At 28.5% G+C, this 14,142-nt stretch carries 10 protein-coding genes; 5 read left to right on the top strand and 5 right to left on the bottom strand.

From position 1 onward, the window contains the following. Nucleotides 1–496: 496 nt before the first annotated feature. On the bottom strand, nt 497–1,801 hold the full coding sequence (gene tilS / locus C4S77_RS12230; protein WP_105247776.1) for a tRNA lysidine(34) synthetase TilS: 1,305 nt from the start codon (nt 1,799–1,801) through the stop codon (nt 497–499). 711 nt (nt 1,802–2,512) lie between these two features. On the opposite strand from tilS, the gene C4S77_RS12225 reads away from it, so the two are divergent. The 5 genes from C4S77_RS12225 to C4S77_RS12205 all read left to right on the top strand — a co-directional run bounded on the left by C4S77_RS12225 (nt 2,513) and on the right by C4S77_RS12205 (nt 8,019). Then, entirely contained in the window at nt 2,513–3,166 is a 654-nt protein-coding gene (locus tag C4S77_RS12225) for a T9SS type B sorting domain-containing protein (protein ID WP_105247775.1), read from the top strand. Nucleotides 3,167–3,227: 61 nt separating this feature from the next. Next, nucleotides 3,228–4,244 (top strand): o-succinylbenzoate synthase, encoded by a 1,017-nt coding sequence (locus tag C4S77_RS12220; RefSeq protein ID WP_105247774.1) that lies wholly within the window; start codon nt 3,228–3,230, stop codon nt 4,242–4,244. 88 nt (nt 4,245–4,332) lie between these two features. Continuing rightward, entirely contained in the window at nt 4,333–5,334 is a 1,002-nt protein-coding gene (locus C4S77_RS12215; protein WP_105247773.1) for an AMP-binding protein, read from the top strand. A 395-nt stretch (nt 5,335–5,729) separates the two neighbouring features. After that, nucleotides 5,730–7,337, top strand: coding sequence for a SulP family inorganic anion transporter (locus C4S77_RS12210; RefSeq protein ID WP_105247772.1), 1,608 nt, complete (start codon nt 5,730–5,732; stop codon nt 7,335–7,337). Nucleotides 7,338–7,368: 31 nt separating this feature from the next. Further along, on the top strand, nt 7,369–8,019 hold the full coding sequence (locus tag C4S77_RS12205; protein WP_105247771.1) for a carbonic anhydrase: 651 nt from the start codon (nt 7,369–7,371) through the stop codon (nt 8,017–8,019). A gap of 50 nt (nt 8,020–8,069) precedes the next feature. Here the strand turns inward: C4S77_RS12205 and purD are convergent, their stop codons facing one another. The 4 genes from purD to aspT all read right to left on the bottom strand — a co-directional run bounded on the left by purD (nt 8,070) and on the right by aspT (nt 13,951). Next, nucleotides 8,070–9,305: a phosphoribosylamine--glycine ligase gene (purD, locus tag C4S77_RS12200; protein WP_105247770.1), complete on the bottom strand. Its 1,236-nt coding sequence runs from the start codon at nt 9,303–9,305 to the stop codon at nt 8,070–8,072. Nucleotides 9,306–9,480: 175 nt separating this feature from the next. Then, entirely contained in the window at nt 9,481–10,542 is a 1,062-nt protein-coding gene (locus tag C4S77_RS12195) for a type II asparaginase (protein WP_105247826.1), read from the bottom strand. Between the two features lie 17 nt (nt 10,543–10,559). Then, the gene (locus C4S77_RS12190; RefSeq protein WP_105247769.1) at nt 10,560–12,200 is read right to left on the bottom strand and encodes a bifunctional aspartate transaminase/aspartate 4-decarboxylase; all 1,641 of its coding nucleotides are present in this window, start codon (nt 12,198–12,200) and stop codon (nt 10,560–10,562) included. Nucleotides 12,201–12,247: 47 nt separating this feature from the next. Further along, entirely contained in the window at nt 12,248–13,951 is a 1,704-nt protein-coding gene (aspT, locus tag C4S77_RS12185; protein WP_105247768.1) for an aspartate-alanine antiporter, read from the bottom strand. Between the last annotated feature and the right edge of the window lie 191 nt (nt 13,952–14,142).

The raw sequence follows: 14,142 nt of genomic DNA, 5'->3' as shown, positions 1-14,142 counted from the left end.
ATACTATATCTTTTTAATATTTAATTTTGAATTTGTTCTAAGTTGATTTATATTTTAAGTAATCATATACAATATTTTAAATAAATTTCACCTTTTCTATCATCCTCTTCTTCTTTAATATTCAATAATTATTTGTTTAGTTGAACAAACTTATTTATCATTAATTTTTTATTGCTGTTAATAGAAGTATGTATTTTCTTAAATAAATAATAACACATTTAAAGACTATTTTTTTCGTAAAAAATTTTTATTCATATCATTAAATCTAGACAGCTAACTTCAGACAGACAAAACCATAATTATATTTATATAATATAAAATTAGCAATTTAAATATTATTTTATATTATAACATATAATTATATTTATTTAAAAATAATTCAACAGTTTTTAAAATTAGAGATATAATCTTAAATATGTTAAAAAATTAATTTTAAAATCTTTTGTAATATTTTTGTGTTTAAATAATTATAAAAAAACAACAAACAGAATTTTTTTTAAGAAGAAGAAAGGTTAATATAGGATAAAGTCTCAGAAGTAACTTTAAAACGATCATCCAATCTAATTCCTATTACCCAAATAATTGCTCCAGAATTATCACAAAGAACCAAAACCTCATTTTTCCTTAAAATAGAGATTTTATTATCTTTTAATAGTTTACTTATTTTTTTCTTTCCATTTCCATTAATAGGATAAAAATAATCTCCTTCATTCCATTTTCTTATTATTAAGGGAAAAGAAATTTTATTAAAATCAACTACTTCATTTCCTATTTCTTTTTCTAAATTTTCACTTTTTGTTATTTTTATTTTCACAGGATTTTCTATATTAAAAGGAAGTTCTTTTACTAAAATTGGTTTATTGTAATTGGTAATTTCTCTTCCAATTTCTTCAACAATTAATTCTTCCCTATTGATCCATATTTTATGTGATGATGAAATGAAAAATCTGCCCGTTCCTGCCAAAAGTATATTATTTACATCTTTCTCATTACTAAAACCTAGAGAACTAAAGAAATAATAAACTAAAATAAAATCAGCATTACTTAATATTATTTTAGAATATTTACACACTCCATCTTCTTCAGAAATAATAGCTTTACTCTTCAGCCTAAGCATCTCTTTTTCTATAAAAGCATATGAACTTTGCATGATTTCCATACTTTTATTTAATTGATCTAAAAAATCAAATTTTATACTTTCCAATTCGGGAATTACTTTATGTCTGATTTTATTTCTCAAAAAATTTAAAGACTGATTGGTAATATCTTCTCTCCAAATTATATCATGTGTATTAGCAAATTTTTCTATTTCTTTTCTCGATATTTTTAATAGAGGCCTTAATATTTTATTCTTTTGAAAAGACATTCCCGATAGACCTTTCAACCCGCTTCCTCTTAATAAATTTATAAAAAAAGTTTCCGCATTATCATTCAAATGATGTGCAGTCACTAAATAATCAAAACCAAACTGGTTGATCAGCTCATTAAAATAATTATACCTAAGAGATCTGGCCAACATTTCTATAGACTGCCCCCCTTTTTTCAACTGTAAGGTATTAAATTTTTTAGAAAATAATTCGAGCTTATTTTTTTTACAAAAATCTTCTACTAACTTTTCATCTAAATCCGAATCTTCTCCTCTTAACTGAAAATTACAATGCACCACACTAAAAGATAATTTTGAATTCAAAAACAGATAAAGAAGCACCATACTGTCTACCCCGCCGCTCACTGCCAGTAAATAAGTTTTATTAGAACTTAATTCCATTAAAACCTCAATTAAATTAATTTTTCTTTTCATAAAAGAATAATAATTAAAAAACAAAGATACAAGGAGTTTTTATTATTGATAATTAAAAATAAATAACACAAAACAGGTTAAAAACCATATTTATCTTATCTTATTTTAATATAAATTTGTAATTAACTATACAAATCAAATATAATAATCTTAAAAACAATAGAAGAAAAAATTAATTTTTCAAAAAATAATAATTTTTTTTCTGATTTTTTTCCTTTTATTATTTTTCTTCTTAATAAATATCTGAGTATATGGGAAAAGATATTAATAATCTGACTTTTATTAGTTGCTTCCCAAAATTTTCAATCAATAAAATTACCTATAGGGATTTCCCCTACCAATGTAAAAAAAATTGAGGCCTCTTATGTGAGTCTTGTACTATTTTATTATCCAACTTCGGAGATGTTTATGTATTAGGTAAAGAAACATCTCTTTTTGGAGATGGAAGCACTAATCTAACTATATGGCATAAAGTAAATGGAATTAGTAAAGTAAAATTAATAAGTACCGCTGATGCTGTAATTTTTGATTATACAAAAAAATGGTGATTATTATACCTGGGAAAAGAATACTTTTTTAGGTGATAATACCTCGAGCAGTATAAAGGAAATTTTATTGTCAAAGCTACCATTATGGAAATAACCAATCTAAAACTATTTCACAACAAATTTAATTAAAAGAATTAATTTAAACTTAGGCAAAGATCAAACGGTGTGTGAGGGAACTATTATTACTCTGGATGCAGGTAACCCTGGAGCAACTTATCTTTGGAGTACCGGGGAAACTACTCAATCCATTAAGGTCTCCACCTCGGGTAAATATTCCGTTACTGTAACCAACAAAAACAATTGTAGTATTTCTTCTTCTGTCAATATTACATTCCATAATCCTTTTATTAAAGAAGTAAAGATCAATAATTACACTGCAGAAATTATTGCTGTAGGAAATCCTCCATTACAATATAGTTTGGATAAAATTCACTGGCAATATTCATCAGTTTTTCATAATTTGAAATTCGAGGTATATAATGCTTATGTAAAAAATGCTATGGAATGTATCTCTAATCCATTTCCTTTTGCTATTTTAAATCTGCCTAATGTAATTACTCCTAATAAAGATGGGGTGAACGATGTTTGGAATCTTAAAGGTTTGGAATTATATCCGGGAAGTTCCGTGAAAATCTTTGACCGATATGGTAAATTAATAGTCAATACTAAAATTGACAAAGGGGGATTTGTTTGGGATGGTACTTATTTAGGAAGAAATGTGCCTTCTGCCAGCTACTGGTATGTAATTGATCTTACAGATGGTAGAAAATTAACCGGTTGGATTGTGGTTAGAAATTATAATGAGAAAGATCAATGAGTAATTTCCTTTAAATTTTGAAATCTTAAATAAAAGATAATATTTCATAATTTTGTATATTATGAAAGCATCTTTTTTACCATATAGCTTACTTTTCAAACAACCGGCAGGTACATCCCGAGGAATATTAAAAACAAAACTCACCTATTTTATAAAAATTAATATTGAAGAAAATGAATTTATAGGTGAGTGCAGTTTTTTCAAAGGTCTAAGTGCTGATCCGGAATCTGAATATGAAAAAAAATTACAATGGATTTGTACAAACATTGAAAAAGAGGAAGAAGAAACATTAATAGAGTCGTGCAGGAAATTCCCTTCTATCCAATTTGGCTTAGAACAGGTGTTTCAACAAATTAAAACTAAAAAACAAGGATTATTTTTTGAATCTGATTTTACAAAAGGTCAAAAGGGTATTTTAATCAATGGTTTAATTTGGATGGGATCTCTTGATTTTATGAGAAAACAAATTCAAAAAAAAATTGCTGAAAAATATAAATGTATAAAACTTAAAATCGGCATAAATTGGGAGGAAGAATTTAAAATTTTAAAAAATATTAGAAAGGAGTTCTCTTCTTCCGATTTAGAACTAAGAGTAGATGCTAACGGTGGTTTTTCTTTTGATGAAGTAAAAAAAGTACTGAATCAACTGGCAGAACTTGAAATACACTCTATTGAACAACCTATAAGTGCAGGTCAAGTAGATAGAATGGCGGAATTATGCACTAATTCCCCAATACCTATTGCGTTAGATGAAGAACTGATTGGCAAGTTTTATAAAAATGAAAAAGAAGCTCTTTTAAAAAAAATAAAGCCTCAATATATTATTCTAAAACCATCTTTAGTCGGGGGTTGGTCCGGTTCTAAAGAATGGATAAAATTAGCTGAAAAACAAAATATTGGTTGGTGGATTACTTCTGCTTTAGAATCAAATATTGGATTAAATGCTCTAGCTCAATGGACTGCCATTTTAAATAATAAAATGCCTCAAGGATTGGGTACAGGGCTTTTATATTCGAATAATTTACCTTCTAAATTAGAGATAAGAGGAGATAAATTATTTTATAATCCAGAAAAATAAATATTATATACCCTCAAAGATTTATTTAAATAAAACCACATGAAACCTAACCTTATATAAATAATTTTTTATAATTCTCTTACTCATTATGATATTTTTAGATTTTTCAAAAGAAATAAATTTAGAAAAAATTCCTCAAAAAAAAGAATGGCAGAAAAATGTAGTAAAATTTTTAAAAGAATGGGTTTCTGATTCTGAAATAATTTGCACTAAAACTTCCGGATCTACCGGATTACCTAAAAATATAGAACTTACTAAAAAATCGATGATACAAAGTGCTATACTTACCGGTGAATTTCTTAAATTAAAAGCAGGTGACACTGCTTTGGTTTGTATGCCTACACAATATATTGCCGGAAAAATGATGTTAGTAAGAGCTTGGGTTTGGAAATTAAAATTATTTTGCATAGAACCTACCTCTAATCCTCTAGAAAAAATAGATCAAAAGTTTACTTTTTCTGCTATGACTCCCATGCAAGTAAGGAACTCTTTAGGTAAAATTAATTTAATTGAAAAGCTATTAATAGGTGGTGGACAGGTTTCTTACGATTTACAAACTATCTTAAAAAAATACAATACAGAGATTTATGAGTCTTTTGGAATGACAGAAACCATTTCTCATATTGCATTAAAAAAAATATCAGGAAATAAAAATCATTATTTCCAATTGATGAAGGGTACAAAAATTCGAAAAAATGAAAAAGGTTGTCTTTGTATAAAACCTTCGTTTTTGAATGAAGAAGTAATAACTCATGATATAATAAATTTAATTTCTGATCATGAATTTGAGTGGTTAGGAAGACTGGATAATGTAATTAATTCCGGTGGAATTAAAATTTTCCCTGAAAAAGTAGAAAAACAATTAAAATCAATAATTGATCTGGAATTTATAATTTCAAAAAAATTTGATGAAATATTAGGAAATAAAGTAATTTTAATCATTGAAGGAAACGAATCATCTGTTTTAAGGAATAAAATTGAAAATTTCTCTTTCGAAAATAAATATGAAAAGCCAAGGGAAATAATTTATATTAAAAGATTTAAAAGAACTCCTACCGGAAAAATTATACGAGAGAATAAATATAACTAATCAAATAAATATGAACTTGGTTTTGAAAATATTAAAATTATTAAATTTTCAATCCACTTTTATTTAAATAGTTTTATAAATCATAACTTTGATTTTTGTTAGCCAAAAAATTATACAAATTTTTATATATAAACAGTAATAATTCACAATTGATTGTATATATTATGATAACTATTTTTAAAAATCTAAATTCCAAATTCTTGAAAAAACATACTACTAGAATTAAAAATAATTTATGCTCGATTTAGAAATAATTTTAAAAAACTTTTTAATATAAAACTTTATATAACAATATTTTATAATAACTTTTTATATAAAATTGTACCTAAAAGAAATGAACTCCTATTTTTATTTTTCTAAAATATGAAACAGATATTTAATTTTTCAATATAATTATGTCATTAATAAAATCAAACTTAAAATCAGATATAATTGCTGGTATTGTTGTTTCATTAATAGCAATACCATTATGCTTGGGTATAGCTCTTTCATCAGGAATGTCTCCCTTTGCAGGAATGATTTCCGGAATTATAGGAGGCATTGTAATAGGGACTCTTAGTAGAGCTCAATTAAGTGTAAGTGGACCAGCAGCAGGTTTAATCACTATCATATCAACCGGAATAATAGATATTGGAATTAATGGAGTTTTATTAGCTATTTTTATTGCCGGATTATTCCAAATATGTCTTTCTCTACTTAGAGCTGGTGGAATTGCATATTTTTTTCCTTCCAGTGTCATTGAAGGAATGTTGGCTGCTATAGGTATTACTATTATTTTCAAAAATTTACCTACACTCTTAGGGTTTTCAGAACCTATTTTTAAAGAATCAGGAATTGAATATTACCAAAGAATATTATCTGATATAACTCAATATGTAAATATAATAGCACTAATTACCGGACTGTTAGCTCTTATATGTATGATACTTTGGGATAAATTAAAACCCACCAAGTTAAAAACGTTTCCCGGGGCTATGATAGCAGTGTTTATAGGATTTATATGTTACTTCATATTTAAAGAACAAAATTTTCCTTTTAATAATAAAGAATTAGTACAATTACCAATTATTGACAGTTTTGCTTCTTTTACCCATCTTTTTGCTTTTCCAAAATTCGAATTAATTTTTAATATAAATGTCTGGATATTAGCAGTAACTATAGGTTTAGTTGCTTCTATTGAGACATTATTAACAATAGAGGCTACAGATAAAATTGACCCTTTAAGAAGGATAACGCCTACAAACAGGGAATTATTTGCTCAGGGTATAGGTAATTCTATAAGTGGATTAATTGGAGGACTACCTATTACTTCTGTAATTGTAAGGTCTAAAGCCGGTTTAGATGCAGGAGGTAGAACTAAGACTACTACAATTGTTCATGGATTTATTTTATTATTGGGAGTTCTATTTCTTGCTAAATTTTTAAATATGATTCCCTTAGCTTCATTATCTGCAATTTTAGTAGTGACAGGCTATAAATTATGTACTCCTTCTTTATTTAAACATGTTTTCAGTTTAAGTAAGCATCAATGGATTCCTTTTATAATTACTGTAATTTCTATTTTATTTACAGATTTGCTTAAAGGAGTTGGTATAGGGATGTTAGTAGCTATCTATTTTATTTTAAGAGGAAACATGAAATCTTGTTATACTATTTATAATACAACCATTGATGGAGTAAAATATATTCACCTTGTTCTATCTGATGAAATTTCTTTTCTTAAAAAAGCTACAATAATAAAAACTTTATCAAGGATTAAGGAAGGTTCTAATGTTATTATAGATGCTGAAAAAACCATTTATATAGACTTTGATGTATTAGAATTAATACGTGAATTTAAAAAAGAAACGGCTCCAATGAAAAATATTAATGTAAAACTTATAAATTTTAAAGATGTATATAAGATAGAAAATAATAAAGATGGAGTAAACCTTAATTCGGAAAACATTCAATCTATAAAACTAAGCAATGAAAATTTTAAAAATTTTGATGCTATTATATAATTAGTTTGTATATACCTTAAAATTAAAAATAATGAAAGCTCATACTAAAGAAAATTTAGAATCTATAGATCCTCATGAAGCTTTACAATATCTAAAAGAAGGAAATTATAGGTTTGTTAATAACTTAAAAGTCAATCGGAATCTTTTACAACAAGTAGAGGAAACAAACGAAGAGCAACATCCTTTTGCTGTTATTGTTAGTTGTATGGATAGCAGAACTTCCACTGAACATATTTTTGACCAGGGAATCGGAGATATTTTCAGTATCAGAAATGCCGGAAATGTGATTAATACTGACGTATTGGGTTCCTTAGAATACGCATGTAAAGTTGTAGGCTCCAAACTTATACTTGTTTTAGGACATACACATTGTGGAGCTATAAATGGGGCTTGTAAACATTATGAATTAGGGCATTTAACAGAGTTATTACACAAAATTCATCCGGCTATGGAAAAAGTTGGTAAAGATAATCCTTATGATGATAAAGAACATGAAGATTATGTAAATAAAGTAGCTCATGAAAATGTCATTCATAGTATTGACGAAATACTTGCCAAAAGTTCAGTTTTAAGGGAATTAATAGATCAGGGTAGAATTGGAATTACAGGAGGATTTTATGATGTTAAAACAGGAGAAGTTGAGTTTTTTGATGAAATTATTTATAATTCTCCTAAAGTCTAATTTATTTATAAAAACTAAAAATCCGGGAAAATTTCCCGGATTTTTAGTTTTTATATTTCCCCTATATCCGTTCTATAATAATTATAATCAAAATGAATTTTTTCTATATTCTGATAGGCTATTTTCCTAGCTTCTTCTAAACTATTTCCTATTCCTACAACATTAAGAACTCTTCCTCCTGAAGTATAAAGTATATTATTGTTTAGAAAAGCACCCGCTATAAAATAAAGACATGTTGCTTTTTGGAGTCCATTTATTTCAAATCCTGAATCATAATTTAAAGGATAACCACCAGAAGCTAAGACCACACAAACGGAATGTTTATTTTGCCAGTTTAGATAAATAGGTTTATTATCTATTGCATCATTGAATATATCTAATAAGTTATTTTCTAATAAAGGAAGAATCGCTTGCGTTTCCGGATCCCCCATTCTCATATTATATTCTAGTAAATAAACTCCATCTTGTGTAATCATAAGCCCAAAGAAAATGATCCCGGAAAAATTCATGTTTTCAGCTTTTAACCCTTCTAATGTTGGTTGTAAAATATCTTTATTAAAAGCTTCCCAATGTTTGTCCATAAAAAATGGATTAGGAGAAACGACTCCCATTCCTCCCGTATTCAAACCTAACTCTCCATTCCCAATTTTCTTATGATCCTTAGCGGAAATAAATGGAATTATTTCATTTCCGTTAAATATTGAAAGAATAGATGCTTCAAAACCTACGAGGTATTCTTCTATTACAACATGATTCCCGGCACTACCAAATATTTGTTTATTTAATATTTCATCCAATGCCTTCTCTGCTTCAAATTCATCTTTACATATAAAAACACCTTTCCCTGCAGCTAAACCGTCTGCTTTTATTACTAAGGGATATTTTTGATTTTGCGCATAATTATTGGCATCTGTATAATTATTGAAAGTTTTATATTTTGCTGTTTTCACACCATATTTGGACATAAATTTTTTAGCAAATTCTTTACTCCCTTCCAGTTGTGCAGATTTTTTATCCGGACCTAAAATTCGAAGTCCCTTTTCCTGAAATACATTAACAATTCCATCTACTAGAAGCGCTTCAGAACCTACAATAGTTAAATCCATTTGTTTTTTTTCAGAAAAATCTGCAAGCTCTTCAATAGTTCCAAAATTGATATTTTTACCTATTTTAGCTGTTCCCCCGTTTCCAGAAGAGAAATAAAGCTTTGCATCAGGATTATCCTTTTTTATTTTCCAGCCTATGGCATGTTCACGACCTCCATTTCCAATAATTAAAACATTCATAAATATTATCGTTTAGTTTAGCTTAAAATATAACAAATATAAAATTAAAAATATAAATTTCTATTCATCATTTTACTTTTTAACTTGTTTATCAAACCAAATTTATTTTATCAGATAAATATTTGAATATAGAGAAAGTCTAAATTGTTACACTATTTTGATTAAATTTTTTTTATTAATATTCGGTAAACATTCTTTGTATTTCTTTATAATCATTTGTTTTTGTTAAAGCTAACATAAGTAAAACTCTGGATTTATAAGGATTAATATACCAAGATGCCGAAAAACCATATTTATCATCGTCTATTTCATCCCATTGAGCTGTGGGACCCATTAAGATACGGGAAGAACGTACTACTGCTATTCCTTTTTTAACTGCATTTGCAAGTGCATTTTGCATTTCAGTTGTTATATTTCCATTCCCTACTCCTGCTGTCACAATACCTTTTACACCTTCTTTAACCGCAGCATCTACAAATAAAGAGGTCGCATTAGAATAACTTAAAATAATTTCTACCCTTGGCAATTTAGTTATTTTACTAATATCAAATTCTGAATTTATAGTATGTCTTTTTAAAGATTCTCTTGTAAAAATCGGTTTCCCATCATACATAATTCCTAATTGTCCATAATTTGGATCTTGAAATGTTCCTACTGCTAAAGTATTGGTTTTTGCAATATCATCAGCCCCAATTATTTTATCATCCATAACTACCATTACTCCTTTTCCAATAGATTTTTTTGATGATGCACAGGCTACAGCATTATAAATATTCCTAGGACCGTCTGAGCTAATAGCAGTTGAAGGACGCATAGATCCAACCAACACAACCGGTTTATTACTTTTAACAGTAAGATTTAAAAAATATGCTGTTTCTTCTTGTGTATCTGTTCCATGTGTTATCACAACCCCGTCTACATCTGATTGCTTAAGTAGTTCATTAACTCTTTTAGATAATTTAAGCCATACTTCATCATTCATATTCTGACTTCCAATATTTGCTACCTGCTCTGCTTTAATATTGGCAATATCTTTAATAGAAGGAACAGCACTAAGTAATTGATCTACTGTAATTGCACCTGCTTTGTATTCTGAAACTACTGCTGTTGATCCTTGGCCCGCAATTGTACCACCTGTTGCCAATATATAGATTGTGGGTTTCACTTGTGCGTGTACTGATAAAATTAGTACAAACATAAGCAAGCTAAAAAAGTTTTTAAAATTCATTGTTCTCATATTCTGATAATTATACTTTATTTTTTGGTTTTCTTCCATGCTTCTACATATTCATTCATAGTTTCTGACAATTTTTCTCCAATAATACGATAGTCATTTTCTTCCAAGTTAGCTAATGATACTCGCACTGACCATTCCGGTCCGGCAAAACCTCCTCCATTTAACAAAACTATAGAAGATTTTTCTGCTAATCTAAAGACAATGTCTACGGGTTCAAAATTCTTTTCTAAAAATAATACAAATTCTTTATCATAGTTTTTTAATGCCCATTCATGAATATCGATTTCACAATAGTAACCAGCTCTTTCCGGGTCTGGTATAACAGTCATATTCATACCTTCCCAAAGAAGATTATATCTGTGTTTAACTAAACCTGTACATTCTTTTTTATATTTATCTTCTTTGTCTAATAAAGCAAATGAAGCAAATAATAACATCTGAATTTGCTGTGGTAAAGATAATCCGGCTGTATGATTTAACGCTACTTGACGACTATCTGCAACTAACCGATCAATAAACTTAAGTTTTTCAGGATATAAGGTTAAACTGGAATATAATTTAGATAATTTTTGTTTTTCTTTTTCTGGTAGGGCTGACAACATTTTATCGTATATATTCTCTTCATGTAATGCTATAGCTCCTAATCTCCATCCTGTGGCTCCAAAATATTTAGAAAAAGAATATACACACAATGTATTCTGTGGTAATTCTTTCATCAAAGATCTAAATCCGGGTACAAAGGTACCATAAACGTCATCCGTTAAAATCATAAGATTCGGGTTTAAATTTTTAACTACTTTAATTAAATATTTCCTACTTTTATCTGAGATTTCAACTGAAGTTGGATTACTAGGGTTTACAATAAAAAAAGCTTTTATTGTTTTATCTCCTAATTTATCCAATTCTTCTTCCGGATATTGATAATTTGAATTTCCATTCTTATCCTTGGCTGTTCCATGTATATAGGTTACCTTAAAGTTATATCGAGCCAGTTCAGGAATTTCTAAATAAGGGGTAAATACAGGAACTCCTAAAGCTATATGATCTCCTTTTTTTAATAAAAAATTTTCAAGCAATGAGTTAAATATGTAGCACATAGCTGCTGTTCCACCTTCTACTGCAAAAATATCATATTTCGCATTTTTTGGCACTTCATTTTTGCACATTTCCTGTATTAAATAGTCATGGACTATAGGCTCTACATGTTGTAACATTCTTACCGGACTAGGGTACTGATCTCCAATGACACCTTCAGCTAATTCATGAGCCCAACTATCCGGATCATATCCATGTTTTTCAATTCCATATTTATATGTATTTTTTAAGAGGCCTATACCCGGAAGATTTTTATTATTTTTAAAAAATAATTCTAATCGTTTACCTATGTCTTTTTTTAGTGGAATACCTGCTAATCCTACATGTTTATCCATTGCTCTTTTGCATTCTTCTATTGCAAATCGACCTAAAGTGAAAAAAGCTTCTCTTGGCAAAGTTGCAACCCAATTAGGATTTCCACGACCTGCATTCAACATGGTATTTACTGAATTTTTTTGTTGGTCGGTGGCTAATTTTACAAGATTATTTTTTAATTCAAAAGGGCTCAATTGTTCTAATTGTTGCTCTTTATGTCGAGAGGTTTTAAGTTTTGAAATGTCCATTACTATTATTCAATTTTTAATTTTTTTATACTATTATTTTTTATATATCAGCTCATCATTAAAACTATAACTACTCCCCAAATTATAAGAAGAGTATTTCCTACTGCATAGGTAGTCGTATATGATAAAGCTGGTACTTTACTTTGTAAAGTGTCTTCTAGGGCACCTAAAGCTGCTGTAGTTGTTCTTGCTCCTGCACAAGCACCTAAAGTTATTGCCGGATTAAATTTAAATACATAACGTCCGAGCAAAATCCCTATCAACATAGGGACAAGGCTAACAAAAATTCCTGCTATAAATAAACTTACTCCAGAAGTTTTTAATCCAGAAATAAAATCGGGTCCTGCATTTATTCCAACTACTGCTATAAACATATTAAGCCCCAAATTGTTCATTAACCAAACTGAGGGTGCGGGTATATTTCCAAAAGTAGGACGTAGTGAACGAGCCCAACCAAAAATAATACCCATAATTAATACTCCTCCACTAGCACTTAAACTTAATGGAACATTTCCTGCACGAAATGATATAGAACCTAAAATCCCTCCTAAAAATATACCTATGCCAACATATAATATATCTGTTATATTACTTGGACGTTCTGGATACCCTACATAAGATGCAAATTTGTCAACATCACCTTTTCTTCCTTCTATTTCTATAATATCCCCTCTTTGTATTTTTACATTCTTTAAAAGAGGCAAGGTTACCTTTCCTCTATGTATCTTAAGTATAACAACTCCATGTCTCTGTTTACTGAATTTAAGATTTTGAAGACTTTCTCCGATAATTTCTTTATTAGCAACAATTACTTTTAAATTTTCTACTTTAAAGTCTAAAAGTTTTAAATCAACAACTTCTTTTCCAATACAATCTTCATCAGCTAACATAGTATCTATAGGTCCGTTCAAAACCAATTTATCTCCTTTATTTATAGAGGTATCAGGAGTAGGATCATTAATGATTTTATTATTGGATGAGACACGAATTTTTTCTATGTAGATGGGCCAGCCTTTTTTAATAAGGAAATCTTCGACTTCATGAACTGTTCTTGATTGATCAAAAAATGCATTGGATGCCTGAATAACCCTGAATGTGGTCCCATCATAAGCTTCTTCGAGTCCAGGTTCATCATCCTGTATTAACCCACCTAATGATTGTTCATAATCTTTTGTTTGTTTAATTACATCTTTTCCTAAAAGTTTTGGTCCGATAAAAGCTAAAAACCAGGCAGTTCCAGCTGTACCAAAAATATATGTAACCGCATAAGCAACAGGAATTTGATTAATCATCTGCTGTTTTTGAGAAGAATCTATACTTAATTGATTTATTGTATCTGAGGCTACTCCTATTACCGCTGAAATTGTACTTGCTCCGGCCAATAATCCTGCTGCATTTCCTATATCGAAACCAGCAATTAATGCTGCTACCCAACCTATTAGTAAACATGATACACAAACTAAAGCTGCAAAAGCGATTTGAGGTAAACCTTCTTTTTTTAATCCCTGTACAAACTGAGGACCTACACTATAGCCCACAGCAAATAAAAAGATCAGAAAAAAAGTCGATTTTACTGTTGGAGAAATAGTTATACCTAATTGCCCTATTAAAACCCCCATCAATAAAACTCCTGTAACTGATCCTAAACTAAATCCTTTAATTTTGATTTTTCCTACTGCAAAACCTAGAGCTAGTGTGAGAAATATTGCTAGTTCAGGTGAATTTTGCATAGTCTTAATTATCCATTCCATATATTTTTTTTATAAATGCATTTATTTAATGTTATAAATTATTAAAAATAATTATTAATTAAAATACCATATTATAATTATTTAAAATAATTGCAATAAACATGCCAATAATAATTGCTTTTATGCAGATTTAATTTTCTATTATATTTTATTTATAACAATAAGATTTGTGAAAATTCTGATTTTAAAAT

Origin of the sequence: Apibacter adventoris (genome assembly GCF_002964975.1) — a bacterium.
Taxonomy (GTDB): Bacteria; Bacteroidota; Bacteroidia; order Flavobacteriales; family Weeksellaceae; genus Apibacter; species Apibacter adventoris.
Note: the sequence above shows the minus strand (reverse complement) of the source record. Positions and strands in the feature narration are given on the sequence as shown.

What these genes read in the sequence shown, in the direction of transcription:
- tilS (WP_105247776.1), bottom strand. Translation starts at nt 1,801, where the DNA reads ATGAAAAGAAAAATTAATTTAATTGAGGTTTTAATGGAATTAAGTTCT.
- C4S77_RS12220 (WP_105247774.1), top strand. Translation starts at nt 3,228, where the DNA reads ATGAAAGCATCTTTTTTACCATATAGCTTACTTTTCAAACAACCGGCA.
- C4S77_RS12215 (WP_105247773.1), top strand. Translation starts at nt 4,333, where the DNA reads ATGATATTTTTAGATTTTTCAAAAGAAATAAATTTAGAAAAAATTCCT.
- C4S77_RS12210 (WP_105247772.1), top strand. Translation starts at nt 5,730, where the DNA reads ATGTCATTAATAAAATCAAACTTAAAATCAGATATAATTGCTGGTATT.
- C4S77_RS12205 (WP_105247771.1), top strand. Translation starts at nt 7,369, where the DNA reads ATGAAAGCTCATACTAAAGAAAATTTAGAATCTATAGATCCTCATGAA.
- purD (WP_105247770.1), bottom strand. Translation starts at nt 9,305, where the DNA reads ATGAATGTTTTAATTATTGGAAATGGAGGTCGTGAACATGCCATAGGC.
- C4S77_RS12195 (WP_105247826.1), bottom strand. Translation starts at nt 10,542, where the DNA reads ATGAGAACAATGAATTTTAAAAACTTTTTTAGCTTGCTTATGTTTGTA.
- C4S77_RS12190 (WP_105247769.1), bottom strand. Translation starts at nt 12,200, where the DNA reads ATGGACATTTCAAAACTTAAAACCTCTCGACATAAAGAGCAACAATTA.
- aspT (WP_105247768.1), bottom strand. Translation starts at nt 13,951, where the DNA reads ATGGAATGGATAATTAAGACTATGCAAAATTCACCTGAACTAGCAATA.